At 71.3% G+C, this 25,886-nt stretch carries 29 protein-coding genes and 1 pseudogene; 9 read left to right on the top strand and 21 right to left on the bottom strand.

Annotation, left to right across the window (positions count from 1 at the left end; genetic code table 11):
• Window positions 1-5: 5 nt before the first annotated feature.
• The gene (locus tag FVE25_RS25510; protein ID WP_157249554.1) at window positions 6-947 is read left to right on the top strand and encodes an oxygenase MpaB family protein; all 942 of its coding nucleotides are present in this window, start codon (window positions 6-8) and stop codon (window positions 945-947) included.
• On the opposite strand, the gene pqqE is transcribed toward FVE25_RS25510, so the two are convergent.
• The 10 genes from pqqE to FVE25_RS25460 form a co-directional block, all read right to left on the bottom strand.
• The gene (gene pqqE / locus FVE25_RS25505; protein WP_181019708.1) at window positions 862-1,944 is read right to left on the bottom strand and encodes a pyrroloquinoline quinone biosynthesis protein PqqE; all 1,083 of its coding nucleotides are present in this window, start codon (window positions 1,942-1,944) and stop codon (window positions 862-864) included. The genes FVE25_RS25510 and pqqE overlap by 86 nt on opposite strands.
• Window positions 1,941-2,183 (bottom strand): pyrroloquinoline quinone biosynthesis peptide chaperone PqqD, encoded by a 243-nt coding sequence (pqqD, locus tag FVE25_RS25500; RefSeq protein WP_157249553.1) that lies wholly within the window; start codon window positions 2,181-2,183, stop codon window positions 1,941-1,943. The genes pqqE and pqqD overlap by 4 nt, the downstream gene beginning before the upstream one ends.
• Window positions 2,180-2,851 carry a pyrroloquinoline-quinone synthase PqqC gene (gene pqqC, locus FVE25_RS25495; protein WP_157249552.1) on the bottom strand — a complete coding sequence of 224 codons (672 nt, stop codon included), beginning with the start codon at window positions 2,849-2,851 and terminating at the stop codon, window positions 2,180-2,182. The genes pqqD and pqqC overlap by 4 nt, the downstream gene beginning before the upstream one ends.
• Window positions 2,848-3,672, bottom strand: coding sequence for a pyrroloquinoline quinone biosynthesis protein PqqB (gene pqqB / locus FVE25_RS25490; protein WP_157249551.1), 825 nt, complete (start codon window positions 3,670-3,672; stop codon window positions 2,848-2,850). Before pqqB ends, pqqC begins: the two co-directional genes overlap by 4 nt.
• Before the next feature lie 9 nt (window positions 3,673-3,681).
• The gene (locus tag FVE25_RS25485) at window positions 3,682-3,837 is read right to left on the bottom strand and encodes a hypothetical protein (RefSeq protein ID WP_157249550.1); all 156 of its coding nucleotides are present in this window, start codon (window positions 3,835-3,837) and stop codon (window positions 3,682-3,684) included.
• A gap of 136 nt (window positions 3,838-3,973) precedes the next feature.
• Window positions 3,974-4,804, bottom strand: a complete 831-nt coding sequence (locus FVE25_RS25480; RefSeq protein WP_157249549.1) for an NmrA family NAD(P)-binding protein — start codon at window positions 4,802-4,804, stop codon at window positions 3,974-3,976.
• Between the two features lie 63 nt (window positions 4,805-4,867).
• Entirely contained in the window at window positions 4,868-5,890 is a 1,023-nt protein-coding gene (locus tag FVE25_RS25475) for a RecB family exonuclease (protein ID WP_425489499.1), read from the bottom strand.
• Window positions 5,891-5,892: 2 nt separating this feature from the next.
• Window positions 5,893-6,606 carry an MBL fold metallo-hydrolase gene (locus tag FVE25_RS25470; RefSeq protein ID WP_157249548.1) on the bottom strand — a complete coding sequence of 238 codons (714 nt, stop codon included), beginning with the start codon at window positions 6,604-6,606 and terminating at the stop codon, window positions 5,893-5,895.
• A gap of 60 nt (window positions 6,607-6,666) precedes the next feature.
• The gene (locus FVE25_RS25465) at window positions 6,667-7,275 is read right to left on the bottom strand and encodes a MarC family protein (protein WP_157249547.1); all 609 of its coding nucleotides are present in this window, start codon (window positions 7,273-7,275) and stop codon (window positions 6,667-6,669) included.
• 40 nt (window positions 7,276-7,315) lie between these two features.
• The gene (locus FVE25_RS25460) at window positions 7,316-7,948 is read right to left on the bottom strand and encodes a DUF6758 family protein (RefSeq protein WP_157249546.1); all 633 of its coding nucleotides are present in this window, start codon (window positions 7,946-7,948) and stop codon (window positions 7,316-7,318) included.
• A gap of 101 nt (window positions 7,949-8,049) precedes the next feature.
• Here FVE25_RS25460 and FVE25_RS25455 point away from each other — a divergent pair, with 101 nt between their 5' ends.
• Window positions 8,050-8,430, top strand: coding sequence for an NUDIX hydrolase (locus tag FVE25_RS25455; protein WP_246267411.1), 381 nt, complete (start codon window positions 8,050-8,052; stop codon window positions 8,428-8,430).
• Here FVE25_RS25455 and FVE25_RS56390 read toward each other — a convergent pair.
• The gene (locus tag FVE25_RS56390) at window positions 8,427-11,621 is read right to left on the bottom strand and encodes a hypothetical protein (RefSeq protein ID WP_157249544.1); all 3,195 of its coding nucleotides are present in this window, start codon (window positions 11,619-11,621) and stop codon (window positions 8,427-8,429) included. The two genes, FVE25_RS25455 and FVE25_RS56390, sit on opposite strands and share 4 nt — an antisense overlap.
• A 227-nt stretch (window positions 11,622-11,848) precedes the next feature.
• The gene (locus tag FVE25_RS25445; protein ID WP_157249543.1) at window positions 11,849-12,760 is read right to left on the bottom strand and encodes a CPBP family intramembrane glutamic endopeptidase; all 912 of its coding nucleotides are present in this window, start codon (window positions 12,758-12,760) and stop codon (window positions 11,849-11,851) included.
• A gap of 173 nt (window positions 12,761-12,933) precedes the next feature.
• Here FVE25_RS25445 and FVE25_RS25440 point away from each other — a divergent pair, with 173 nt between their 5' ends.
• The gene (locus FVE25_RS25440; protein ID WP_157249542.1) at window positions 12,934-13,614 is read left to right on the top strand and encodes a hypothetical protein; all 681 of its coding nucleotides are present in this window, start codon (window positions 12,934-12,936) and stop codon (window positions 13,612-13,614) included.
• The gene (locus tag FVE25_RS25435) at window positions 13,611-14,153 is read left to right on the top strand and encodes a DUF6529 family protein (protein ID WP_157249541.1); all 543 of its coding nucleotides are present in this window, start codon (window positions 13,611-13,613) and stop codon (window positions 14,151-14,153) included. Before FVE25_RS25440 ends, FVE25_RS25435 begins: the two co-directional genes overlap by 4 nt.
• Here the strand turns inward: FVE25_RS25435 and FVE25_RS25430 are convergent.
• Complete coding sequence (locus tag FVE25_RS25430; protein WP_157249540.1) at window positions 14,143-15,075, bottom strand: HpcH/HpaI aldolase/citrate lyase family protein; 933 nt, start codon at window positions 15,073-15,075, stop codon at window positions 14,143-14,145. The genes FVE25_RS25435 and FVE25_RS25430 overlap by 11 nt on opposite strands.
• Window positions 15,076-15,180: 105 nt before the next feature.
• Between FVE25_RS25430 and FVE25_RS25425 the strand changes: the two genes are divergently transcribed.
• On the top strand, window positions 15,181-15,540 hold the full coding sequence (locus FVE25_RS25425; RefSeq protein ID WP_157249539.1) for a hypothetical protein: 360 nt from the start codon (window positions 15,181-15,183) through the stop codon (window positions 15,538-15,540).
• Window positions 15,541-15,577: 37 nt separating this feature from the next.
• Here the strand turns inward: FVE25_RS25425 and FVE25_RS25420 are convergent, their stop codons facing one another.
• The gene (locus FVE25_RS25420) at window positions 15,578-16,195 is read right to left on the bottom strand and encodes a class I SAM-dependent methyltransferase (RefSeq protein WP_157249538.1); all 618 of its coding nucleotides are present in this window, start codon (window positions 16,193-16,195) and stop codon (window positions 15,578-15,580) included.
• A gap of 60 nt (window positions 16,196-16,255) precedes the next feature.
• Window positions 16,256-17,230 (bottom strand): EamA family transporter, encoded by a 975-nt coding sequence (locus FVE25_RS25415; protein WP_157249537.1) that lies wholly within the window; start codon window positions 17,228-17,230, stop codon window positions 16,256-16,258.
• 103 nt (window positions 17,231-17,333) lie between these two features.
• Here FVE25_RS25415 and FVE25_RS25410 point away from each other — a divergent pair, with 103 nt between their 5' ends.
• Entirely contained in the window at window positions 17,334-18,548 is a 1,215-nt protein-coding gene (locus FVE25_RS25410) for a magnesium transporter MgtE N-terminal domain-containing protein (protein WP_157249536.1), read from the top strand.
• A complete protein-coding gene (locus tag FVE25_RS25405; protein ID WP_157249535.1) occupies window positions 18,538-18,993 on the top strand; it encodes a DUF1003 domain-containing protein in 456 nt (151 codons plus the stop codon). The genes FVE25_RS25410 and FVE25_RS25405 overlap by 11 nt, the downstream gene beginning before the upstream one ends.
• Here FVE25_RS25405 and FVE25_RS25400 read toward each other — a convergent pair.
• Complete coding sequence (locus tag FVE25_RS25400; RefSeq protein ID WP_157249534.1) at window positions 18,977-19,438, bottom strand: MarR family winged helix-turn-helix transcriptional regulator; 462 nt, start codon at window positions 19,436-19,438, stop codon at window positions 18,977-18,979. The genes FVE25_RS25405 and FVE25_RS25400 overlap by 17 nt on opposite strands.
• A gap of 109 nt (window positions 19,439-19,547) precedes the next feature.
• Here FVE25_RS25400 and FVE25_RS25395 point away from each other — a divergent pair, with 109 nt between their 5' ends.
• Window positions 19,548-20,687 (top strand): Mrp/NBP35 family ATP-binding protein, encoded by a 1,140-nt coding sequence (locus FVE25_RS25395; RefSeq protein WP_157249533.1) that lies wholly within the window; start codon window positions 19,548-19,550, stop codon window positions 20,685-20,687.
• A gap of 297 nt (window positions 20,688-20,984) precedes the next feature.
• Here the strand turns inward: FVE25_RS25395 and FVE25_RS25390 are convergent, their stop codons facing one another.
• The 5 genes and pseudogenes from FVE25_RS25390 to sigE all read right to left on the bottom strand — a co-directional run bounded on the left by FVE25_RS25390 (window position 20,985) and on the right by sigE (window position 24,978).
• The gene (locus FVE25_RS25390) at window positions 20,985-21,353 is read right to left on the bottom strand and encodes a sec-independent translocase (RefSeq protein ID WP_157249532.1); all 369 of its coding nucleotides are present in this window, start codon (window positions 21,351-21,353) and stop codon (window positions 20,985-20,987) included.
• A 443-nt stretch (window positions 21,354-21,796) separates the two neighbouring features.
• Window positions 21,797-23,698, bottom strand: coding sequence for a trypsin-like peptidase domain-containing protein (locus FVE25_RS25385; RefSeq protein ID WP_157249531.1), 1,902 nt, complete (start codon window positions 23,696-23,698; stop codon window positions 21,797-21,799).
• 156 nt (window positions 23,699-23,854) lie between these two features.
• Window positions 23,855-23,980, bottom strand: coding sequence for a hypothetical protein (locus FVE25_RS56385; RefSeq protein ID WP_281367892.1), 126 nt, complete (start codon window positions 23,978-23,980; stop codon window positions 23,855-23,857).
• A 285-nt stretch (window positions 23,981-24,265) separates the two neighbouring features.
• A pseudogene (locus tag FVE25_RS55370) lies at window positions 24,266-24,358 on the bottom strand (zf-HC2 domain-containing protein); the annotation flags it as partial.
• A 2-nt stretch (window positions 24,359-24,360) separates the two neighbouring features.
• The gene (gene sigE / locus FVE25_RS25375; protein WP_181019707.1) at window positions 24,361-24,978 is read right to left on the bottom strand and encodes an RNA polymerase sigma factor SigE; all 618 of its coding nucleotides are present in this window, start codon (window positions 24,976-24,978) and stop codon (window positions 24,361-24,363) included.
• Between the two features lie 161 nt (window positions 24,979-25,139).
• Between sigE and FVE25_RS25370 the strand changes: the two genes are divergently transcribed.
• A complete protein-coding gene (locus tag FVE25_RS25370) occupies window positions 25,140-25,778 on the top strand; it encodes an O-methyltransferase (RefSeq protein ID WP_157249528.1) in 639 nt (212 codons plus the stop codon).
• The last annotated feature ends 108 nt before the right edge of the window (window positions 25,779-25,886 follow it).

Genomic DNA, 25,886 nt, shown 5'->3' with positions numbered 1-25,886 from the left:
TTACTATGGCGAGCATCGAAGAGATCGTCGTCCAGCCGCCGCAGACCGCCACCTGGCGGGTCCACCTCGACCGCTGCATGTGGGTCGGCGGCGTGCGCGGGCTGATGCTCCAGGCGCTCCACCCCCTGGCGATGCGCGGCGTCTGGCAGAACTCCACCTTCCAGGAAGACCCCTTCGGCCGCCTGCGCCGCACCGCGGACTTCGTCGGCCGCACCACGTTCGGCACCCCCGCCGAGGCCGAGGAGATCGGCCGCCGCGTGCGCGGCATCCACCGCTCGCTGCGCATCTCCAGCGACGGCCGCACCCACCGGGTGGACGACCCCGAGCTGCTGCTGTGGGTGCACTGCGCCGAGGTCTCCTCCTACCTGGAGGTGGTACGGCGGGGCGGCCTGGCCCTCACCGGCCGCCAGGCCGACCGCTACCTCGCCGAGCAGCGCAGAAGCGCCGGCTACGTCGGCCTGCACCCCGAGGACGTGCCCGGCTCCCGGGCCGAGATGGCCGCCTACTTCAAGGAGATGCGCCCCAAGCTGCGCGTCATCGACGAGTCGGCCGCCACCGTGCGCTTCCTCATGTGGCCGCGGCTGCCCAAGGAGATGCGCCTGCTGGCGCCGGGCAAGCCGCTCTGGTTCCCGTTCGGGGCGTTGTGCTACTACACGCTGCCGGCGTGGGCCCGGCGGATGTACCGGGCGCTGCCCGAGGTGCCGCAGGCGGCGGTGACCGCCGGGCTGCGGGCCTTCAGCCTGGCCATGAACGCGCTGCCGGAGCCGTTGCACGACCGCGCGTTCATGCCCGCCACCCAGCGGATGCTCCAGTCCTCCCGCGAACGGCTGGGCGCCTCCGGCTACGACGTGCGCAAGGGCCTCAAGGGGCTGACCGACCCGCGGCGCTGGGCCGTACCGCCAGTTCCCGGTAGACGAACGGCTGGGAGCCGCCCGTCAGCTCGGTGACCAGGTGGTGGTCGGGTGAGAGGCGGCAGGCGGGGTCGGTCCTGGCGGCGTCGCCGGTCAGCGCGTACGTCTGGCAGCGGCAGCCGCCGAAGTCCAGTTCCTTGCGCGGGCAGCTCCGGCACGGCTCGGACATCCACTCCGTGCCGCGATAGGCGTTGAAGGCAGGCGAGTCCCGCCAGATCCAGCTCAGCGGGTGCTCGCGCACGTTGGGCGCCTCCAGCGGCAGGTCGTAGGCGGCGGGACAGGGCAGGACCCGGCCGTCCGGGGCGACGGTGATCGAGATGGCGCCCCAGCCGCCCATGCACGGTTTGGGGATGCCGTCGAAGTAATCCGGGATCACCCAGATCAGCTCAACCTCCGTTTTGGCACGATATTTCGTGACTATGGTGGAAGCCCTGGCCAGCTGCTCACGCGTCGGCAGCAACGCCTCCCTGTTCAGCAGGCCCCAGCCGTAGAACTGGGTGTTGGCCAGCTCGATCCGCTCGGCGCCCCAGGCCAGCCCCAGCTCGATGATCTCCTCGATCTGGTCGAGGTTGTGCCGGTGCAACACCACGTTGAGGCCCAGCGGCAGCCCCGCCTCCACGACCGCCGCCGCCGCGAGCTCCTTGGCCATGAAGCTCCTGCGCCCCGCGATCCGGTCGGAGTCCGCGCCCGAGGCGGCCTGGACCGACAGCTGCACGCTGTGCAGCCCCGCCTCGACCAGCTCGGCCACGCGCCGCCCGGCCAGGCCGACGCCGCTGGTCACGAGCTGGGTGAAGATCCCGGCCGCACGCGCCGCGGCGACGATCTCGACCAGGTCCCGGCGCAGCAGCGGCTCGCCGCCGGACAGATGGGCGTGCACCACGCCGAGCGCCGCCGCCTCGCGGAAGACCCGCGCCCATTCGCCCGTCTCCAGCTCGGAGTCTCTGGCGACCAGTTCGGTGGGGTTCGAGCAGTACGGGCAGCGCAGCGGGCACCCGTGGGTCAGCTCGGCCAGCATCGCCCAGGGCGGGTTCACCGCAACCACCCCTCGGCCCGCACGCGCTCCAGGAACTCGCTCACGTCCGGCCCGGCTTCCTCGGGAAACTCCGCGACGATCTCGGCCACGGTCCGGCGGCCGTCGCACAGGCCGACGATCTCGGCCGCCTCGTCGTTCAGGACCACGATCCGCTCCGGGACGATGAGCAGCTCGGCCTGCCGTACGTCGCAGTGGCGCAACATCGCCGAGCGGGACAGCGCCGGACGCCACTCGCTCATCGGTATGCTCCGTCCACCGCGTCGAGCAGCGCCCACAGCACCTCGCACTTGAAGCGCAGCGCCGCGACCGCCCTCTCCTGGTCGCCACGGCCGCGCGCCCAGTCGAGAACGAGGGCCAGCGCCTCCCCGCTGTCCTGCCTGCCCTGATGAACCCGGATCTGGAAGTACCGCAGCCCTTCCGCGTCGATCCACGGGTAGTGCTTCTCGAAGGCGGCGATCCTGGTGCGCATGATGTCGGGGGCGAACAACTCGGTCAGCGAGGCGGCCACCGCCTCCAGCAGGGTGCCGTGGCGGCACAGGTTCACGTATCCGTCGACCGCCAGCCGTACCCCGGGAAGGACGCCCTCGCCCGACAGCAGCTCCTCGCGGTCGAGCCCCGCGGCCTCGCCCAGGCGCAGCCACCGCTCGATGCCGCCCTCGCCGGGCGCGGCGCCGTCGTGGTCCTGGATACGGCGCAGCCACATGCGCCGCAGGGCCGGGGTGTCGAACTTGGCCAGGATGTGAGCGTCCTTCACCGGGATGTGGCGCTGGTAGTGGAAGCGGTTGAGTATCCAGCCGCGCAGCTCCTCCCGCGACAGCTCACCGGCGTGCATCCGCAGGTTGAACGGGTGCAAATGGTGGTAACGCTGCTCGGGCACCGCCCGCAGCTCGACCTCGAAAGGGTTCACAGCTCGATCACCATCCCGTCGGCGGCCACCTCGATGCCCAGCTCGGCCAAGACCTTGTGGTGCTCGGCGCCGGGGTCCACGAGGGGGTTGGTGTTGTTGAGGTGGGTGTAGAGGCGGCGTCCGGGCAGCGCCGCCAGGCGTTCCATGGTGGCCTCGATCGGGAGATGGCCCATGCCGGTCGCCGTCTTGCTCGAGATTCCGGTACGGCGGGGCTCCTCGTCATCCCAGAACGTGCCGTCGACGATCACACAGTCGGCCGCGGCGAAGGCGGCGTCCAGCTCCGGGCTCCAGACGCCCATGGCCGGAGCGTACACAAGGCCGGCCGTCCCGTCGGTGAACCGCAGCGCCGACACCCAGCCGGCGTCCTCGGGGCCGCCCTCGGCGGCGTAGCGAGGGCGTTTGCCGGAGACGGGGATGGGTTCGGCGAAGCCGGCCAGGTCGTGCCAGCGGATCGGGGCGTAGGGGCGCAGGATCTCCTCGAGGGGACCCAGCGCATGCCGTACGGCAGGGGTGGCCGCGACCTCCAGCTCGGCGGCCTCGCGCATGCGCAGCAGGCCGAGCGTGTGGTCGAGTTCGGCGTCGGTGAGCACCACCGGCGGCGCGCCGGCCCGGTCGGGCTCCAGCCAGGGACAGTCCTCGAGCTGGGCGGCGATGTCCGGAGTGGCGTTGACGACGACCACGCGAGCGGCGATCTGGACGGCGAGGCCGGCGTGACGGCGGCGCCACGAGGGGTGTGCGCGCGCCCCGGAGCAACCGGGGCACGCGCAGTTCCACTGAGGGACGCCGCCGCCCGCAGCGGTGCCTAGCACCTGCAGGCGCATCGCGTCCGGTTACCTGGTGGCGAGGAAGTAAGCGGACATCTCCATCGACGCCTCGACGACCTGGTAGTCGGGCTTGTGCCAGGTGGTCTCCTCGCCGCGGGTGCGAACCTTCTTGGAATGGATCCTCGGGGGCTGCTTCTTGCCGGGCTCCTTGGGCTGAGCCATGTGCACCTGCCTTCCGTACTATCGGGGGGTTACCCACGATCTGACTTCGACAGACGCATTCCGTCAATCCCTGAGATCGGATCTATTGCCGACAATTCCGTGCGATCACCTCAAAAGGTGAGCCGCGCTAGGCCCTTCATCGGATGTCTGGCTGGAAGTTTTCCACGTGCTCACTCACCCACTGCGTGAACGTCAGCGGCGGGCGCCCGGTGATCTCCTCGACCGTCGCCACCACCGTACGCGCCGCGGCCGGCGGATCGCTCTGCCAGCCGGCCAGGATGTCGATCATCTCCTCGTCGTACCCGGCCTGCCGCCAGCCCTCACGCGCCTGCGCCTCGGTCAGCTCCGTGAGCTCCAGGCTCCTGCCCAGCCCCTCGGCGAGTACGGCCAGCCGCTCGCGGGCGGTGAGCGCCTCCGGGCCGGTCAGCGAGTACGCCTTGCCCGCGTGCCCGCCCTCGACCAGAATCCGGGCCGACACAGCTCCGACGTCCGCCTCGTGCACGACCGCCCCCGGCACGTCCACGAACGCCGCGGAAACCCGGCCCTCCGCCTTGACCGCCCCGGCCCAGCCCAGGGTGTTGCCCATGAAGTCGACCGCCTCCAGGCGGGTCCACTCCAGGTCGCTGTCCTCGAACGCCGTCTCCACCGGGCCGACGTGCCCGTTCCAGAGCAGCGTCGCCCGGCGCACCCCCGCCTTCCGGGCCAGCTCGACCAGCTCGCGTCCCGTCTGCAGGGTGGCGTAGTCGTCGCCGGCCGCGGTCAGCAGATGGACGCCCGTCACCCCGTCGAACAGCCCCTCCAGCGTCGCCGGGTCGGCCAGGTCCCCCTTGACCACCTCGACCGCGTCGGGCAGGCGCACCCGGCCCGGGTTCCTGGTCAGCGCCCGCACCTTCTGGCCCTGCCGCAGCAGACCGTCGACCACGTGCCGGCCCGCCTTGCCGGTCGCTCCGGTCACAAGAAACGTCATGCTCCCCGACGCTAGGGGCGAATCACCTCCCGGCCATCGGGCGCGGGCCCTAGGACCTTCGGCCTAGGACTCGGCCAGGCCGTCCCAGGGACGGCGTTCGGCCGCCGCGGCCTGGCCCTCCGGGCAGTGGCGGCGGAAGTCGCACCAGCCGCAGATCGGGCCGGGGTTCGGGGCGAACACCTCGTCCAGCTCGGCGGTCACCGCCCGCGCACCGGACACCGCCGCCCTGGCCGCCACCGCCTCGGACGCCGCCTCCCACGACCCGGAACCACCCGGCCCAGACCCGCCCGGCCCTGATCCGGTCTGCGCGGGCTCGCCGGGGACGGATCCGCCGGCCGTACCGGACTCCGGGGGGCGGGGCGCGGGGACGCCGGCACGGGCGGCGGCGCGGTAGCGCTCGTCGGCGTCGGCGGCCTCCATGGCCACGTCCTCGGCCCGCTCCAGATGGCGGCCCAGCGACTCCTCCGTGTGCCGCCACTCGATGATCTCGCCGGTCGGCAGGTGGTGCAGCTCGACGGAGTAGCACGGCGTGCGCATCATCCGGGAGGCCGCGATCGCGTAGACGGCCAGCGCCAGCGACGATCGGGCGTCGTCCTGGGTGAGGGGCCGGCGGCCGGTCTTGTAGTCGACCACGACGAGCTCGTCACCGCGCCGGTCGAGCCGGTCGATGCGGCCGGAGAGGGCGATGACCTTGGTGCGCGTGGCGACGGTGCGCTCGACGCCGACCGGGTCGTCGGCGGGGTCCAGCGTGGCGGCGTAGCCGGACACGAGGTCGCGGGCGCGGGCCAGCCACTGCGCGGACTGCTCGGCGTCGCGGAATCCCTCGGTGATCCACCCGTTGGTGAGCAGGATGGCCGCGGTCAGCGGCGTCCTCTTCTCGTACGGCTCCCGCCACCACGCGGCCAGCGCGTTGTGCACGCTCGCGCCCACCGAGTTGTGCGCCCACGCCGGCCCCTTCTGCGGCTGCGGCCGGTCGAGGTAGGTGAACCGGTAGCGGCGCCGGCAGTCGAGCCAGGCGTTCAACCGCGACGGCGTGCAGGAGTAGAGCCGCCGCGGCATCCCTTCCAGCGGTAGCTGGTCGTACACGCTCAGTCGTCCGGGTTGAGCTTGATCCCGGAGATCTTGGAGGCGTCGGTCAGCGGGCCTTCGCGGACCTCGTCGGTTTCGACGCGGGTCAGCGAGCCGGAAACCCAGTCGTCGAAGTGCGGCTCGAGGTCGCCGACGGTGACCTCGTCGCCGTGGTTGGCCAGGATGCGGGTGGCGTGCGGCAGCGTGAACAGCCGCCCGCCGATCGAGGTCAGCTGGTCGGCCAGCGCGGGGTACTCCCCGCCCAGCTTGCCGGGCCCGTCGGCCTGCAGCGACTTGCCGGTGAAGACCGCGTTGAGCCCCTCGCAGTACAGCGAGACGCCGCCGGGGCTGACGCCCGGGGTCTCCATGACGTCGAGCTGGACGTCGGCCACGCCGAAGATGCCGTCGTCCTCCATGTCGATGTCCGGCCAGGTCTCCGACCAGGTCTCCCGCCACAGGGGCTTGTCCTTGGGGTGCAACGCGACGACGGCCTCGTCACGGGCCGCCACCTCGATCGCCGCGCCGACGTGGTCGGGCAGGCCGTGCGTGCAGATGACGGCCAGCACCTCCCGCTCGCCCACCTGCTCGAGAATCTTCTCCGCGGCCCTGGCGGGGTCGATGACGATCACCTCGTCGTCGTCGCCGATGATCCACGTGTTGTTCTCGACCTTGAATTCGGCGCCGTCGATGTCGACGACGCCCTCGGTCACCACTCGCTCGATACGCGCTGTCACGCCACGAACAATACTGAGTTTTCTTGATGTACGGCGTCAGGCGAAGTTACGGCTTTCGCCTCAGCGCAGCAACGCCCGGATCGCGTTGATGATCAACTGGACCGCGAGCGCGGACAGCAGCAGACCGGCGATCCTGGTCACCAGCTCCACGCCGTTCTCCTTGATGACGCGGATGATGCTCACCGAGAACCGCATGAACACCCACAACACCAGGTGCACGGCGGCGATGGCCAGCCCGAGCGCGAGGTATCCGCCGGGGCGGCTCGCGGCCTGCTGGGAGAAGACGATGGTGGCCACGATCGCGCCCGGCCCGGCCAGCAGGGGTGTGCCCAGGGGCACGAGCGCCACGTTGACGTTGCTGCGCATGGCCTCGGCGGACGGCTGGGCGGCGCCGCGCAGCAGTTCCAGGGCCACCAGCAGGAGCAGCAGGCCGCCGGCGATCTGCATGGCGGGCACCTCGACGTGAAGGTAACCGAGGATCGCCTGGCCGAAGACGGCGAAGACCACGATCAGGCAGAAGGCGGTCACCGCGGCCTGCCAGGCGATGCTCTTGCGTTCCTGGCGGGAGCGGCCGCCGGTGTAGGCGAGGAAGAGGGGGATGACGCCGGGCGGGTCCATGATGACGAACATCGTCACGAACGCCTCGACGAAGAACCTGGTGGCCGACACCGCTCCCCCTCTTGCCGCGTGGGGGAGCCTTCTGCCGATCTTAGTCTTCCAGCCTCGGAGAGAAAGCACCGAAGGGCAGGTCGAGGTCCTGGTCGTGCTCGCGCAGGTCGCGCAGGCTGAGCTGCAGCAGCGCGATCAGGCAGCCCGCCTCGGCCGGCCAGGCGATGGTCCAGAGCCAGTTGCCCATGGCCTCGCCCGCGTAGGCGGCCCGGTCGGCGGCGCCGACCACGCACCACAGGGGGGCCGGGTGGCCCAGCACGTCGACCTTGGCGTTCGGCGGCCCGGCGTCGAACCCCGCGCCGGGGTCGGGACCGTCGAGTCCGGCGAAGGCCGCGCCCAGCCCCACGCCGGGCTCCTCGGCGATGATCAGCAGGTCGGCCGGTCCCATCGTGACGGAGGGGCCGCTCAGCGCGACGACGCTGGCCCGCCCGCCGGTACGCTCGTCGCCGGCCTCGGCGAAGCCGCTCACCAGCCACCCGGGCGGCAGCGGCCACGGCAGCCACACCGGCACCGCGGACGACTTGCGCATCGCCTCCACCGCGGCAACGGACGGTTGCCACGGCGGCTGATAGGGCAGCACGTCGCCGTGGGCGTCGCAACGCCAAGCGCTTGACCACACGCTGGGCGCATGAAGCGAGCCGAAGCATCGTGGACAGGTTGGAGCCGCTCTCACAGCTACCCACGGTGCGTCGTCGACCACGCTGCCGTCAACCCCGTAGCCCGTTATCCGGTCGTAATCTTTGCCGCTATCTTGGCCAGATGCGCGTCAATTGCGTGGGAGCCATAATTTTCGATGACGTCGGCCGCCTGTTGCTCATCCAGCGCGGGCATCCACCGGGCGAGGGCCTGTGGTCCCTGCCCGGCGGACGGATAAATCCCGATGAATCCGACCACGACGCGCTGAAGCGCGAAATTTCGGAGGAAACCGGGCTGCTCATCACCCCGGGCCCCCTGGCCGGCATCGTCGAACGCCCCGCACCCGGCGGCGCCGTCTTCGAGATCCGCGACTACCTCGCCACCGTCGCCGGAGGCGGCCTCACCCCCGGCGACGACGCCAAGGACGCCCGCTGGTGCACCGCCGCCGACCTGACCCGCCTCCCGCTCACCGACGGCCTCCTGGCCGCCCTGCGGTCCTGGAACGCCCTGCCCCGCTAACCGGCCAGCCGGAACGTCCACAGCGTCAGATGGTCGGCGTCGTACGTCGTGGACCGGCCCAGCGCCACCACCTGGGCGCCGCTGGTCGTCACCGCGGCCAGCCACTGCATGCCCGCACCGCGCAGCCTCGGGTCCTTGAGGTCCTCGCGCACCCAGCTCTGCCCGTCCGCCGAGATCCAGGCGGCGCTGTCCGCCCCGCCCGGGGGCCCGTGCCAGCCCACCGCCACCAGCCCGTTCTCACTGGCCGCCAGATCGTGTACGGCTGCCGCCCGCTCGGCCGGCAGCCACGCGTACCGCCACGTGGACCCGCCGTCCTCCGAGGACGCGGCGAAGGCCCTGGCCATCCCGTTCACCTGCGCCGTGCCGGTCGCCACCACCATCTGCCCGAACGCCACCACCTGCCGCAGCCCCGCGGAAGAGGCGTCGGGCGGCGCCGGCCGCTTGCGCGGCGTCCAGTTGAGCCCGTCCTTCGACGTCCACACCACCGCGCTCTCCGCCTCGCCCCAGCCGGAACTGCCCACCGCCACGTAACCGTCCGGAGTCGCGGCCAGGTCGTGGATCCGCACCCCAGCGCCGTCCTGCGGCAGCCGCTCGCTCCTGGTGAACCTGCGCAGGTCGGGCGTGAACCAGATGGCCGCCCGCGCCGTGTCCGGCCCCCGGTCCTCGCCGGACAGGATGTAGCCCTTGTCGTCCGCGGCCACCGCCTGCACGTCCAGGTAGGCGTGACCGTTGGGGCGGGCCGGCGCCTCCGCCCGTTTCCAGGTGCGGCCGTCGGCGCTGGTCACGATCAGCGGGTCGGTGGCCGAGGTGCCCGATTCCGTCGATCCCGCCGCCAGCCAGCCGCGCCGGCCGTACACGAGGTCGTTGAGCAGTTGGCGGCGCGGGCCGCCGAGGCTGGTGGCGGTCCAGTTCTGCCAGTCCGCGCTGGTCCAGACACCGGCGTCGCCGGAGGCGGCGCCCACCGCGACGTACTGGCCCTTCGCGGCGGCCAGCCGCGTGGTCTCGCGGGCCACCCGCGACAGGCCCTCGATGCCGGCCAGCGCGACCCTGGAGGCGGCCCCCTTGGCCGGGGCGGACATCAGCACGAGCTGGTTGCCCACGTCCGCGGCGGCCTGGTCGCCGCCGGCGAACAGGGTCCCCGAGTCGGCGACGGCGAAGCCGCGCAGCGAGGCGCCTGACAGGTTGCCGAGGTCGGCGCGTTTGGTCCAGGTCTTGGCGTTCGCGCTGGTCAGCACCTGGTACTTGCTCATCCCGGCCTGGCTGACCACCGCGACGCCGGCGCCGTACGAGATCGCCGTCTCCACGCCCGGGCTCTGCCCGCTGAGACCGGCGATCGTGCCGCACTGGCCCCAGTCCGCGCCCGTGGGCGAGCAGTAGACGCGCACCTCGCCGCTGATCGCGCGCTGCCGGATCGGCACCAGCACGAACTGCTTGGGCAGCACCGCCAGCGACCCCGCCCGCGGCAGCGCCTCGGGCAGCTGGAACGCGGTCGTCTGCCAGGTCAGCCCGCCGTCCGCGGAGCGCACGACGCGTGAGCCCTCGCCCTGCGCGGGTTGCGCGAGCGCCACCACGATGTCCCCGCGCGCCACCACCGCGCGCAGCTCACCGGCCTCCAGCCCGCGCAGGTCCACGCGCTGCCAGCTCCTGCCGTCCGGCGACTGCCAGGCCGCGGGCCCGGTGGTGCCGTCCTGCCGCGTGGTACGGCCGGCGGCCACGAACCCGGAGGCGGTCCTGGCGATGTCGTGGATGTAGTCGCCCCGGCGGAAGGCGGCGGCGACGGCGGCGGGTTCGACGGCGGTCCAGGAGGCGCCGTCGGCGCTGGTCCACAGGCCGTGCTCGGCGCCGGTCTCGTCGCCGCCCGCGGCCAGCCAGCGGCCCGCGCCGCCCGTCACCCGGGTGGCCGTGGCCGTGGTGGACTCCGTGACCGTGCCGAGCCGCCACTGCCGGCCGCTGTCGGCCGAGTACAGGAACAGCGGGCGCGGCGTCGGGCTCGTGGTGTCGCTGCCCACGGCGACGAGGGTCCTGCCGACGGCGCCCATGGCGTTGAGCTTCTGGTTGGAGGCGTCCGCGGCCCCGGCCACCCGGAACACCTCGTCGCCCGACCGCCCGGCCGCCGCCTCCAGCCGCAGGCCGCCCTGGCTGCCCGGGCCCGAGTTCCACCAGCGCCAGCCCAGGATGCCCCCGGTCACGACGACGGCCAGCGCCACCACGAACGCCACCGGCCTGAGCACGCTGCGGCGCCGGAGCGGGCTGGAGCGCCGGTAGGCGGAGGGCGCCTGGCCCCGGTGATGCCGGCCCTGCCGGTCGGGCCCGGTGGCCACGAGCAGATCGGGCCTGGTCGGCCGCCCGCCCGGCGGCCGCCCCACCCGCCGCACAGGCTCGTCCCGCGGCTCGTCAGCCCCCTGCCCGGCCACCCAGCGCTCGGCCCGCTCGTCCTGCGCCTCCCCGCTGTCCGCGCGGTCGCCCTGGAAGCCCCATTCCTGCCCGGCCTCGTCCTCCGCCATCGGGGTGTCCGGGGATGGGCGCTGGAAGCGGGCCACGTGAACGTCCCGCTCCTCGCCCCAGAACTCCTCGTACTCCCGTTCGGCGTCCCGGTCCCAGCGGGCGACCTCGTCCCCGGCGTCATCGGGACCGGCCCGCCAGGCGGGCGGCACCAGGCTGCCCTCCTCGGCCGGCGCCTCGGCCGGCGGCTTCAGGTTCTGGGGCGGCGGCGCCTCGGCCGGCGGCTTCAGGTTCTGGTACGGCTGAGCCCGCCGTTCCTGCTGAACCCGCTCCTGCGGCTGCGTCTGCTCACCCGGCTCCTCAGCGGCCGGCGGCAGGGGACGCGGCTCCTCGGCGGCCGACGGCAGGGGACGCGGCTCCTCGGCGGGCGGCGGCAGGGGGCGCGGCGGCCCGGAGGCGACGAGCTTGTCCGGGCGGCTGACCAGGCGGGGGCGGCGACGCGGCTCGGCCTCGGGTTCGGCGGTCGGCGAGGTGTAGGGCCGGCGGCCCTTGGGCGGCTCGGGAGGGTCCTCCTCCTCCGGCGGCGGCGAGGAGAACGGGGGCAGCCCCCAGGGAGAGGCGAGCGGCACGCCGCGGGCCCGATCGTCGGTGGGGCCCGGCGGGGTGTGCCGGATCCTCGGCTCCTCCGGGGGACGCGGGTCATCGTCATCCGGCGGGTGCCGGGGCGGTTCGCTGGGGCCGGAGGCCACGCGTCGCACCTCCTCGCAAGGGGTTTCCGGACCGTTCCAGTTCGTCCGTCCTCTTTGGACACCTATATGGAGATAAAGCCACCAGGGCAGAGCACGCAGATACCTCTACCCCATCCCGCAGAGACGATCACCTCCGGAATCCCGCGACACCCACAGATTCCAGAGCAACACGTCAAACCCGGAAAGACGAGACCTCTCTAGCGAGATTCGTAGCACCACACGGTGATTTATCCAGAAAAAGTGCCGATTGACCGCTTCCGCGATAGAAAGAGCACCCCCAGCGCGAACACACTCAGCTGCACCACCGTCCCCGACAGCGACTGCCAGGGCACCTCCCCCTGCTCCATCGCCTTCTCCAGTTCCCCCGCCGCCGCGCTCAGCCCGAACGCCGTCATGTTGTTGACCACGTGCAGCGCGATCGGCGCCTCCAGCCCGCCGGTCCGCACCGCGAGGAACCCGGTCACCACCCCGAAGCTGAACACGTCGAGCATCCCGGCCCCGGTGTAACCGTGCAGCGAGACGAAGATCAGCGACCCGATCACGATCGCCCACCAGGGGCTGTTCAGCCGCGACCCCACGGCCTGCACCAGCCACCCGCGGAACAGGTACTCCTCCGTGGCCGCCTGGAACGGCACCAGCAACACGATGATCACCAGCGCGGGCAGGAACCCGCTCCACCCGGCCCACGAGAACCCCGCCTCGTCCCCCCTGCCCGTCAGCGTGAAGGTCAGAACCTGGACAAGCTGCCCCAGAACCACGGCCACGACCGCCACCCCGACGCACTGGAGCAACCACGGCCACCGCAACCGCCCGGCGACCGAGGAGAGCGTCCCCGGCCTGCGGCGCTGGATGAGCGCCGCCGTACCGAAGACCAGCGGCAGCACGAGCGCGATCGACAGCAGCAGGAACACCAGGCCGAGCAGCGGATCGCCGGACAGCTGCTCCGGCCGGTCCGGCGGCGCCGGCATGCCCAGGGCGGCCGAGATGACCACCCCGGCCACCACCACGACCACGCCGACCAGCACGAACGCGAGGGCGACCGTGATGGTGCCGACGATCGGCCGCCAGATCTCACGGGCGCCGTTGCGGGCCAGATGGTCGTAGCGGGCGCCATGCGGTGTTGGGAGAAACCAGGGCATGCGCTGAGGAGGCGGCGGGTAAGGACCCTGCTGCGGAAAGGGCTGGCCGTACGGAATCTGGTTCTCCTGCATCCCATCATTCTGTCCGGCGGGTGAGCATTAGTTCACAGACGGCCCGCCCGAACGGGCGGATTCTTGGGGACGTAGAACGTTTCGACCCTGGGAGCCATCTCATGTCAAGGCTGGGACCTGTCATCACCTTGGCGGCGGGGGCTGTCCTCGCCGCCGGGCTCGGTGTCGCCAGCGTCACCGCGGCCCCGGCGGCCAACGAGAACACCGCCGCCCCGCCGCCGTCGAACGCGGCGACCGCCGAGCCCACCCCAACGCAGACGCAGACGAACACACAGGCCCAGCCGCAGGCGGAGCGGCCGACTCCGGCCCGCGCCGACTACGCCACCCGGATCAAGGGCGGCCTGCTCGCGATCTCCGTCAGGAACGGCAAGGCCATCGCCTACTTCTGCGACGGCAAGACCGAAGCCTGGTTCAAGGGCCCGGCCGCCGACGGCGCCGTCGAGCTGAAGGGCTTCGGCGAGGCCACCGTCTCCGCCGAACTCGGCGGCGGCAAGGCCAAGGGCGAACTGGCCCTCGCCGGCAGCACCGTGGACTTCTCCGCCCCGCTGGTCAAGAAGCCCTCCGGCCTCTACCGCGCGACCGCCGTCGTCAGGGGCGCGCAGGTCAAGGCCGGCTGGATCGTCCTGAAGCGGCCCGACGGCAACGGCTTCTACCAGGTCGGCCTGGCCGTACAAGGGGAGACGCGCACGCCCGCGCCCACCCTCGACCCCGGCACCCCCAACGCCCCGGTCCGCCTGGGCGAGGCCACGCTCTACCCCGAAGACATCGAGGAGATCTCATGACCGCCGTCGAGCACCGCAGCGGAAGCTTCGCGCCGCTGCTGCTGCCCCTGCTGATCGGCGGCCTGGTCATGGTCGCCCTGGGCGTGTACGGCAGGGCCCACACGCCGACCGGCTTCGCGATCGGCCCCGCGGGCTTCTCCGGCGCGCTGGCCATGAAGTCCTGGCTGACCACCGGCGCGTTCGTGCTGGCGTTCGTGCAGGTGATCAGCGCCCTGTCCATGTGGGGCAAGATCGGGGTCAGGATTCCCGCGTCCGTGCACCGCTGGTCGGGCCGGATCGCCTTCGTCCTGACGATCCCGGTCGCCTTCCACTGCCTCTACGCGCTCGGCCTGCAGTACGACGTGCCCCGCGTGATGATCCACTCGCTGCTCGGCTGCTTCTTCTACGGCGTCTTCACCGCGAAGATGCTCGTCCTGCCCAAACGCGGCCTCCCCGGCTGGTCCCTCCCCGTCCTCGGCGGCCTCGCCTTCACCGCGCTGGTCGGGCTCTGGCTCACCTCGTCGTTCTGGTTCTTCACCACGATCGGCGTCAAGGTGTGAAACTCCGGGTACGGCGCAGCCCCGCGGCCCGGCCCTTGGCCGCCACGACCAGGGCCATCTTGCGCGAGGCTTCGTCGATCATCTCGTCGCCCAGCATGACCGCGCCGCGCTTCTCCACGGTGGTGTAGTACTCGTACGCCTCCAGGATCAGCTCGGCGTGGTCGTAATCCTCCTGGGCCGGGGAGAACACCTCGTTGGCCGCCTCGACCTGCAGCGGGTGCAGCACCCATTTGCCGTCGTAGCCGAGCGCGGCGGCCCGGCGGGCGACGCGCTTGTACCCCTCGACATCCTTGATCTGCAGATACGGCCCGTCGATGACCTGGAGATCGTGCGTCCTGGCCGCCATGAGCAGCCGCATGAGGATGTAGTGGTAGGCGTCGCCCTCGACGTAGCCGGGCGGCTGCTCCCCCACGACCAGCGTGCGCATGTTGATCGAGGCCATGAAGTCGGCCGGCCCGAACACCAGCGTCTCCAGCCGCTTGGACGAGCCCGCGATGGCATCGACGTTGACCAGGCCGCGGGCGTTCTCGATCTGGGCCTCGATGCCGATCCCGCCCACCTCGAAGCCCATCGTCTTCTCGATCTGGGTGAGCAGGGTGTCCAGCCAGACGACCTCGGTGGGGTCCTGCACCTTGGGCAGGATGATGCCGTCCAGGAACTGGCCGGCGCCCTCGACGACCTCGATCACGTCCCGGTAGGTCCACTGGGTGGTCAGGTCGTTGACCCGGACCGCGCGCACCTTGCCGCCCCAGTCGCCCTCCCGCAGAGCGGCCACGACGTTCTTGCGCGCCTCCGCCTTGGCCAGTGGCGCGACGGAGTCCTCCAGGTCGAGGAAGACCTCGTCGGCGGGGAGCGTCTGGGCCTTCTCCAGGAAGCGCGGGTTGCTGCCGGGAACCGCGAGAACCGAACGTCGTGAGCGCATGCGCACACCGTAATAGGCGAGGCCCGCGCCGGGCAGGCAGGGTCCCTTCTCCGGCGGCTACCGTCTCTCCGGCGGCACCGTCTCTCCGGCGGCTACAGTCGGAACGTGACCGTCATCGAAGAAGGCGCCAAGAAGTCGAGCGTCCTCTGGCTCACCCTCGACCGCCCGCGCCTGGCCTGGCACGCCTTCCACGAGGGCGCCGTCTACCTCGTGACCGGCGGCGGCGAGCAGGAACTGCCTGGCCTGGCCGGTCTGGCCGAGGTCCACGTGACGCTGCGCAGCAAGGACAACGGCGCCCTGCTGGCAGAGTTCGACGCGCCGGTGAGCGTGGTCGACGTGGCCGCCGAGCCGGAGGCCGTGGCCACGCTGGCCAAGGAGCGCCTGAACGCCCCCGACACCGAGCACCTCACCGAACGCTGGGCCCGCGACTCGACCGTGATCCGCCTGACCCTGCCCACCACCTGACCGTGCCGTCGTCTGACCCTGCCCGCCGTCTGATCTCTCAGGTGGCTTTGCGGCGCAGGAGCAGCACGTTGTCGGTGCGGGTGGCGGGCCGGCCGTCGGGCGCGGTCATCTCGCGCACGTGCTCCTCGCTGCGCTCCACCTCCCACTGAGCCTGGGGCAGGTCGAGCGCGGCCAGCACCTCCCGCGTGGTCGGGAAGCTCACGTGCGCCGGCATGTCCGGCTGCCAGGACGGCGGGGCCGCGTGCCCCAGCACCAGCAGGACGCCGCCGGGCGCCACCGCCGCGGCCGCGCGCCGCAGGATGTTCTCCCTGGGCATCTCCAGGAAGCTGTGCAGGAATGCCGCCGAGACCAGGTCGTACTCTCCCGCGGGGAAGGTCTCCGCCAGGTCGCGCCATTCGAGCTCGGCCTCCACGCCAGCCTCGGCCACGTGCTGCGCCGCTCGCTCCAGGGCCACGCGGGAGACGTCCACGCCGGTCACGCGCCAGCCCTGCCTGGCCAGCCAGACGACGTCGGCCCCCTCGCCGCAGCCCAGGTCCAGCGCGCGGCCCGGTTTCATGCCCGTGACCTCGCGCACCAGCAACGCGTTGGGCTCGCCGCTCCAGATCCGGTCGCTCTCGCGGTAGCGGTTGTCCCAGTGCTCCTCGTGTTCTTTCACAGGCGCACTCTGCGTCGCCGGAGGCTGAGAAGGCAAATCCCGTTGCCGGTTCAGCAACTCCTACGCCTCGGCGGCCACCTGCCGCTCGCCTGTGAAGGCGTCCTCGACCGGCTGCCGCTTCTCCACCTGACCCGGGCGGGCGGCGGCCGTCTGGGCCAGCAGGGCGCCGGCCAGCACGGTCAGGCCGCCGATGATCTGGAACACCCCCAGCGACTCCCCGAGCAGCCCCCAGGCCACCAGAGCGCCGCCGATGACCTCCAGGGACGCCACGGTCGCCCCCACGGCGGCCGACAGCCGGCGCACCGCGTTCACCCCGAGGATGTAGGCGATCACGGTGGCCACGACGACCATCCACAGGTAGGCGCCCAGCACGGGCAGGGCCAGACCGCCGTTCGGGGCGGTCGTCCCGGTGAAGGCGCTCCAGGGGATGTTCCAGGGCTGCGCGAAGGGCGCGAGGACGACGGCGGCGCCGAGCATGCCCCAGGCGATCAGGCCAAGCGGGTCGATCTCATCCCCGAAGCTATCGTTCATCAGGAAATATCCGGCGCAGCACGCTCCAGCCAGCAAGGCCAGCGCCAGCCCCAGCGCATCCAGGCGCATCCCCTGCCATGCCTCCACCACGACGCCCAGGCCGACGACGGCCACCACCGCCCCGACGAACGCCGCCCGCGGCAGCCGTACCTTGCGCACGAAACGCACCCACACCACGACCATGACCGGCGCCATGAACTCCAGCAGCAGCGCCACCCCCACCGGCAGCCGGGTGATGGCCACGAAGAACAGCGCCTGCACCCCGGCCACCGCCATCACCGCATAGGCGGCGAAGAAGCCCAGCTTGGCCCGCGGGATGCGCAGCGCGGCCGGCCGTACGACGACCAGTGCCGCCAGCAGGAGCAGTCCCGCGCCGGCCATGCGCGCCCAGACCGCCTCGATCGGTGCGAGGCCGGCGGCGATGAGGTACTTGGCCATCGGGCCGGAGAAGGCGAAACAGCACGAGGAGACAAAGGCGATCGCCAGTCCCGCATACCTCGTCATGGAGCACGTCCCATAGGTAATGAGTGTTCTATTCGGTAGATACTTACATGCCCCTTGGGCGAGGCGCAACGGTTCCCGGCGTCCTCTCGTTTAGCCTGCTCAGATGAGGATCTTCGTCGCCCGGCTGGCCGGGACGCCGGTCTTCGACCCCGCCGGCGACCAGATCGGCCGCGCCCGCGACGTCGTCGTGGCCCTGCGCCCCACCGCGGACGGCACCCTGCCGCCGCGTGTGCACGGCCTGGTCGTCGAAGTACAGCCGCGCCGCCGCGTCTTCCTCCCCATCACCCGGCTGCGCTCCGTCGAAGCCGGGGCGATCGTCTTCTCCGGCCAGCTCAACATGCGCCGCTTCGAGCAACGGGTCACCGAGACGCTCGTGATCGGCCAGCTGCTCGACCAGACCGTCACCCTGGACGGCCTGCCGTACGTCGTCTACGACCTCGCGATGGAGCAGGGCAGGAACGAGTGGGCCCTCACCAAGGTCGCCGTCCACAGAAGGGGCAACCGGCGCGAAACCCGCATCGTGGACTGGGGCGAGGTGCGCGGCTTCGACGCCATGCAGCTCGACCAGGGCGCCGCCAGCCTCATCGCCGCCTTCGAGACGCAGCGCGCCGCCGACCTGGCCAGCGCCCTGCACGAACTGCCGCTTAAACGCCGCATCGAGGTCGCCGCCGAGCTCGGCGACGAACGCCTGGCCGACGTCCTGGAAGAGCTGCCGGTCGCCGACCAGATCGGCATCCTCGGCGCGCTGGCGCCCTCCCGCGCCGCCGACGTCCTGGCCGAGATGGGTCCCGACGACGCCGCCGACATCCTCCAGGACCTGCCCGTCAACCAGGCCGCGCAACTGCTGTCGCTGATGGAGCCCGGCGAGGCCGCGCCCGTGCGGCGCCTGCTCGACTACGCCGAGGACACCGCCGGCGGCATCATGACCAGCGAACCCGTCATCCTGCCGCCCAGCGCCACCGTCGCCGACGCCCTCGCCCACATCCGCCAGAGCGACCACACCCCCGCCGTGGCCGCCCAGGTGTATGTCACCCGGCCGCCCACCGAGACGCCCACCGGCGCCTACCTCGGCGTCGCCCACTTTCAGCGGCTGCTGCGCGAACGCCCCTCGATGCTGCTCGGCGCCACCCTCGACCACACCATCGACCCGATCAAGCCCGAGCTCGCCCTGCCCGAGGTCACCTCCTACCTCGCCACCTACAACCTGGTGGCGGTGCCCGTCGTGGACGAAGCGGGCAGGCTGGTCGGCGCGGTGACCGTCGACGACGTGCTCGACCATCTGCTGCCCGAGGACTGGCGGGAACGACATGCCACGTGAGCGACTCGACCAGCCGCGCGAGCTGAAGCGCTCGCTCCGGCCGCACTACGACCCCGAGGACTTCGGCCGGCTCTCGGAACGCATCGCCCGCTTCCTCGGCACCGCCCGCTTCATCGTCTACATGACGGTGTTCGTGCTGTGCTGGGTGCTCTGGAACATCCTGGCGCCCGACGGCCTGCGCTTCGACCCGTACCCGTTCATCTTCCTGACGCTGATGCTGTCCCTGCAGGCGTCCTATGCGGCGCCCCTCATCCTGCTGGCCCAGAACCGGCAGGCCGACCGCGACCGTATCCAGAGCGAACAGGACCGCCAGGCCCAGGAAGCCAGCCAGGCCGAGCTGGAGTTCATCACCCGGGAGATCGCCGGCCTGCGCCTCGCCGTCGGCGAGGTCGCCACCCGCGACTTCATCCGATCGGAGTTCCAGCAGGTCAAGGCCCCTCAGTGAGCCCCAGCTTGTCGAGCATCGCCCGGCACCGGGCGAGATCGTCGGGCGTGAGCAGATCGAGGAACTGGGTGCGGATCCCGCGCAGATACGTAGGTATCGCCGCCGCCAGCCTTCCCTCACCTTGAGGCGTCAGCACGGCGAACAGCCCGCGCGCGTCGCTCGGGCACGCCTCCCGCACCACCAGCCCGTCGCGCTGCAACCTGTCGATGAGCCGCGTCAGCCCGCTGCGCGACAACAACACCCGATCGGCCAGGTCATTCATGCGCAGGCGCCGCTCCGGCGCCTCCGCCAGGTGCGTCAGCACGTCATAGGAGGCCAGCGGCAGATCGTGGGCGACGAGCAGCTCCGCCTCGAGGTGCCGGGCCACCCGCACCTGCGCCCGCTGCAACGCCCGCCAGACCGCCAGCTCCTGGGCGTTGAGGCCCTCGTCGTGCAGAACAGTCACGGAGTAACCTTAGAACGTTGCACGCACATCTAAACAGAGCAGCGACTTGCCTCGGGTTCATACGATGGAACCCGTCATCCATAAACCACGAAGGAGTGCCGAGATTTCCATGGCACCGACGCAGGAACTGGTGACGGCCGCCCTCGCCACCGTCATCGACCCGGAGATCCGCCGCCCGATCACCGATTTGGGCATGGTCAAGAGCGTAGACATCGCCGCAGACGGCGCGGTCCGCGTCGGCGTCTACCTGACCGTGGCCGGATGTCCCATGAAAGACACCATCCGCCGCGACGTGGCCAACGCCGTCTCCAAGGTCGACGGCGTCACCGCCGTGGAGCTCGAGCTCGACGTCATGAGCCAGGAGCAGCGCAAGGAGCTCCAGACCAAGCTGCGCGGCGACCGCGGCCCCGAGAAGGAGATCCCCTTCAACCAGCCCGGCTCGCTGACCCGCGTCTTCGCGGTCGCCTCCGGCAAGGGCGGGGTCGGCAAATCCTCGGTCACCGTCAACCTCGCCGCCGCCATGGCGGCCGGCGGCCTCAAGGTCGGCATCGTCGACGCCGACATCTACGGCCACAGCATCCCGCGCATGCTCGGCGCGGCAGAACGCCCCACCAAGGTCGAGGACATGATCATGCCGCCGATGGCGCATGACATCAAGGTCATCTCGGTGGGCATGTTCAAGCCGGAGGGCAACACCCCCGTCGTCTGGCGGGGCCCGATGCTCGACCGCGCCCTGCACCAGTTCCTCGCCGACGTCTACTGGGGCGACCTGGACGTCCTGCTGCTCGACCTGCCCCCCGGCACCGGCGACATCGCCATCTCCGTCGCCCAGCGCCTGCCCGGGGCCGAGATCCTCGTCGTCACCACCCCGCAGATGGCCGCCTCCGAGGTGGCCGAACGCGCCGGCTCCATCGCCGCTTCGACCCACCAGCAGATCGCCGGCGTCATCGAGAACATGTCCTGGCTCCCCTGCCCGCACTGCGACGAGCGCATCCCGGTGTTCGGCGAAGGCGGCGGCCAGAACGTGGCCGACGCCCTCACCCGCACGCTGGGCGCCCGCGTGCCGCTGCTGGGCCAGGTGCCGCTGGACATGCGGCTGCGCGAGGGCGGCGACGAGGGCAAGCCCCTGGTCCTGACCGACCCCGACTCCCCCGCCGCGGCCGAACTCCGCTCGATCGCGGGCGCTCTCAGCAAGCGCTCCACGAGCATCAAGGGCCTCCAGCTCGGCCTCTCACCGCAACGCGCGTAGTTCTCGAGAGCCGGCTTTTCGGGGCGCCCGCGCCATCGCGGGCGCCCTCCCATTTTTCGGGGTTTGTTACGGCAGGCCACCCCCACGCCATCCGCCGTCGTGGGCGGGCGCCGATCGTGGGGGTCGCTTCTCACGTCGGACGTGGTCCCCGCCGATACGGCCAGATGGTGACCACCTGGGTGGAAACCCGGGACCCGTGGCGTCTTGCGAGGTGCCTGGAAAGCCCCTTCGGCCAGGCGGCCTTGAACCCAGGGAGCTCGGAGGCCCTGGAGCCCAGGGGCCTTGGGGCCTTGGGGGTTAAGTGGCTTCGGGGTCGTACGGGGGGAGTTCGCCGTAGCCGAGTTCTTCCAGAGGCTCCGGGACATAGGCGCCGTCGTTGACCGCGTCCAGTTCGGCCTGGCTGGGCCGGTCGTTCCAGGCGTCCTCGACGTCGTCCAGCAGGTGCTTGCGGACGAAGTTCTTCGGGTTGAGATCAGCCGGGTCGAAGTTGGAGAACTCCGGGCCCAGTCCGGTGCGCAGGTCGTCGCGGGCGGTGGTCGCCAGCCGGCGGAGGTTGCGCAACGTCTGACCGGCCTGCGCCGCAACCTGAGGCAGCTTGTCCGGGCCGAAGACCAGCAGCCCGATGACAATGAGCGCCCCGATCTCCGCCCACCCGAGTCCGAACACCTGGAACTCCTACCGCAGTCCAACTGGATCCGGGGACAACCCCGACCACTCCCAGACTAAGGGCTAACAAGCTCACTTAGAACGCCCACCTGCCTCCAGGCTGCCCGAATCCACCTGGTTCGTACGGGGCCTCCAGGCTCCCGGAGCACCCCCGATCCCCGGTCCTGAGCAGCCACCCAGGAGGTCAACGGCTCGCCGTGACGGCGGGGACCCCGTCCGACGTGAGAAGCGACCCCCACGACCGGCGCCCGCCCACGACGGCGGGTGGCGTGGGGGTGGCCTGCCGTAACAAGCCCCCGAGAACGGGACGCGACAGAAACGGGCCTACCGTAACGAGGCCCCAAGAGCGGGACGCGACAGAAACGGGCCCGCCGTAACCAACCCCCGAGAACGGGACGCGACAGAAACGGGCCTGCGGTAACCGATCCCCTACGAGGGGAGCATCAAGAGGGACTGGGCGTCGGGGTGTCTTCGGCGACGACGGTGAGGGTGGCGGTGCGTTCCTGGCCGCCGCGTTCGTACTTGACCGTGATCTTGGAGCCCGGGGCCTTGGCGCGGATCAGGGCGATGAGTTCGTTGCCGTCCTGCAGGCGGAGGCCGTCGATCTCCAGGATGACGTCGCCGGCCTTCAGGCCCGCCTGGCCCGCGGGGCCGCTCGCGTCCACCGGCTGGCGGCCGCCCTGGGGCTCCGAGGCGATGCGGACGCCCTGGCCGCGGTAGCTGTTGTCCAGCACGATGCCGATCTTGGGGCGCTTGGCCTTGCCGGTCGTGATGAGTTCCTGGACCACGCGGCGCGTCTGGTTGACCGGGATGGCGAAGCCCAGGCCGATGCTGCCGCTCTGGTTGGACGCCGAGCGGCTCAGCGTGGCGATCGCGGAGTTGACGCCGATGACCTCGCCCTTGACGTTCACCAGGGGGCCGCCGGAGTTGCCCGGGTTGATGGCGGCGTCCGTCTGGATGGCGGAGATGTAGGCGGGCTCCTCGCCCGTCTGGCCGCTGTCGTCGCCGGCGATCACGGGGCGGTTGAGGGAGCTGACGATGCCGGTCGTGACCGTGCCGGTCAGGCCCAGCGGGGAGCCGATCGCGATGACCGGGTCGCCCACGACCATCTGGTCGGAGTTGCCCAGCGTGATCTCCGGGGTGCCGAACGTCTCCTCCGGCTTCACCACCGCCAGGTCGGAGCCCGGGTCGCGGCCCACGATGCGGCCGCTGGTGGTCTTGCGGTTGCCGAACATGATCCGGATCTCGCCGCCCTTGGCGGCCATCGCGACCACGTGGTTGTTGGTGACCACGTAGCCGTCCTTGATCAGGAACCCGGAGCCGCTCGCGCCGTCGGTGGTCACGCCGTTGCCCACTTCGAGGGAGACGACGCTGGGCAGCACCCTGGAGGCCACGCCGGCCACCGAGTCGGGGGCGCGGTTGGTGGCGCCCGAGGGGACGGGGCCGAGGGAGTATGACGGGTCGGTGCCGCCGCTGGGGCGGGTGAGCAGGTAGGTGCCGAAGCTCCCCAGACCGGAGGCGATCAGCGCGATCGCCAGTGCCACCGCGATCATGCCGCCGGTGCCCAGGCCCATCTTGCGCGGCTGGCCGCCCATGCCGCCGGCGCCGCCGCCGGGCCCCGGGGGCGGCGGTGCCCAGCCTGTGCCCATGCCCAGGGCGTGCTGGGGTGGGGGCGGGGCGTCGCCGCCGAAGGGCGACGGGGTGCTGTAGACGGCGGTGTCGCCCTGCTGGGGCGGAGAGGTGTAGGAGGCGCCCGCGTAGGAGCCTGAGTACGGCGGGGGGCCGAACGACGGCTGCCCGGACGGGCTGCCGAACCTCGGCTCGGATTCGCCGTTCTGCGGGCTGGCGAACGAAGGCGCCGTTTCCCCCGAAGGGCTGCCGAACGCCGGGCCAACCTCCCCCGAGGGCCTGCCGAACGCCGAGCCGGCCTCCCCCGAAGGGCTCCCGAACGACGGCCCGGAACCTCCTGAAGGGCTGCCGAACGACGGGTTCCCAGCCGGCGGGCCGGAGGCGCCCGAAGGGCCTCCTGCGGGGATCTCTCCCGAAGGGCTGCCGAAGGATCCGGCCGAGCCGCCGTAGGACGACGGCCCGCCGTACGGTGACGGCCCGCCGTAGGAGGACGTCCCGCCGTACGGCGACGCCCCGGGGCCCTCCCCGCCGGAGGAGGGGTTTCCGAAGCTGGGTGGCGCCGGTTCGCCGAAGGAGATGGTGTCCCTCGGCCGACCGGACGGGTCTCCCCAGGAGTCGGCGCCCTGCTCACCGGCGGGCAGGAACTCCGGCCGCTCCTGCGGCTCGGGGTAGTCCGACGGCGTGCGTCCTTCGGTGGGGCGCGTCTCGTCGGTCATCTAGTTCTCACCACTCCTCGCTAGGGCACCGCAATCATGGCGTGACCGCCATACGTGGGGTGTAAAGCCCGTGTAAGGCCGAACCCAGATCGTATGCCCGTCCTGCCGTTGACTACGCCATCCTTCGAGTATCCCAGTCCGGCCCGGATCCGGGTCTCACGGGGTGTTGCCGGGCGCCTGCTGCACTTGGAAGAGTTCGACGGGCGGCGGGGTGCCGGCTTCGGTGGTGTTGTTGACCGCGAGGAAGGTGCCGAGCGCGACCGCGGCGGACACGACGCCCACGGCCACGTATGCGCCGCGGCGCCTACTCCCCCGACCAGGGCCGGAAGAACCACCGAAAGCGTCCCTTCGCGGCCGGTTGTCCAAAGGGGAGATGCTGTGCGGTCCCGGGAGCGGCACTCCTCCAAAGGTCTGCGGGAAAGGGCGCTCTCGCGGCGGAAGCGGCCCTCCTGGCTCGGACATCCGCAGCAGGGACATGGTCAGGTCGGCGGGCATCGCCGGGCCGTCGAGTGAGCGCAGGCGCGACTTGAGCGCCCGCATCGACTCGACCTCCCTTCTGCAGTCAGCGCAGAAGGTCAAGTGGGCAAGCGCCCGTTCTCGGTCGACATGGCCGAGTTCTCCATCGACCAGCGCGGATACACGCTCTCCAAGATGAGACATATCTAGCCTTCCTCCCCACGGATCACGGTCGGGGGGAGTTCAGCGCCGCGGGGAGCCCGATGTTCGAGCGCCTCCCGCAGCTGAGCCCGGCCACGATGAATACGGCTTCGGACCGTACCCAGCTTGACGCCGAGCGTGGCCGCGATCTCCTCGTACGACAGGCCTTCGATGTCACAGAGCACCACGGCGGCCCGGAACTCGGGCGCGAGCGCGTCGAGCGCCGCCTGGACGTCGGCCTCGAAGTGCGCGTCGTCCCATGCCTGCGCCGGTGACGGTTCGCGACCTCGTAGCCGTTCGGCCGCGTCGTCCGCGAGTCCCTCGAACCGGATGCGCTGCTTGCGCCGCGCCATGTCGAGGAACAGGTTCGTCGTGATCCGGTGCAGCCATCCCTCGAACGTTCCGGGGGTGTAGCTGGACAATGACCTGAATACCCGGACGAAGACCTCCTGTGTGAGGTCTTCGGCGTCGTGGACATTGCCGGTCAGCCGGTACGCCAGCCGATAAACGCGCGCGGAATGTGTCCGCACGACCTCCTCCCAGGTGGGAGGAGTCCACTCAGACACCTGGTGGTCGCTTCCGTCCACCAAGGCTCCTCTCTTTGGGACCACCGCTACCGCCATAGTGCCTGGTTTCGTCCCTTCGTGCGCACTGCCTGCCTTCCGGACCGGCAAAGCCCGTTTAAACCTGCAACGCCTTAGGAGCGACTTGAGTTCCCGTCCGGGCGTGTCTCCCCTAGGCTGCGATCGGTGACCAATCGCATGAAAGTGGGGGGAGGGGGCCGATGACCAGCCCGGTAGAGGCCACTCTGGCCTATGCGGAGCAGTTCCATCAGGAAGATGAGGTGCTTCACGCGGCGCGGCAGCGCGGCCAGGAGATGGGTGCGGTGCCCATCCTTCCCGGAGGCGGTGCGGCGCTCTGCTTTCTCGCCACGGCGCTCAACGCCAAGTCCGTCGTCGAGATCGGCACCGGATGCGGCGTGTCGGGGTTGTGGCTGCTCCGTGGCATGCGTTCCGACGGCACGTTGACCAGTGTGGACGTCGAACCCGAGCATCAGCGGCTGGCCCGCCAGGCGTTCGCCGACGCCGGGTTCTCCGGCGGGCGCGTGCGGCTGATCACCGGACGCGCCCTCGACGTGCTGCCCCGGCTGTCGGACGGCGGGTACGACATGGTCTTCGCCGACGGGAAGAAGCAGGAGTACTCCGACTACCTGGCCGAAGCGGTGCGGTTGTTGCGAGTGGGCGGCATCGTGGCCTTCGACAACGCCCTGTGGCACAACCGTGTGGCCGATCCCACACAGCGCGACCCGGACACGGTCGCCCTGCGCGAGCTGGGCAAGCTCGTGCAGGGAGACGACCGGCTCCGGCCGGTGATGATGCCGCTGGGCGACGGCCTGCTGGCCGCGGTGAAGCTCGCCGACTGAAACACCAGCGGGTGAAGCTCGCCGACTGAAACACCAGCGGGTGAAGCTCGCCGACTGAAACACCAGCGGGTGAAGCTCGGCGACTGAAACGCCGGCGGGTGGAGCTCA

The organism is Nonomuraea typhae (assembly GCF_009760925.1).
GTDB lineage: Bacteria > Actinomycetota > Actinomycetes > Streptosporangiales > Streptosporangiaceae > Nonomuraea > Nonomuraea typhae.
Note: the sequence above shows the minus strand (reverse complement) of the source record. Positions and strands in the feature narration are given on the sequence as shown.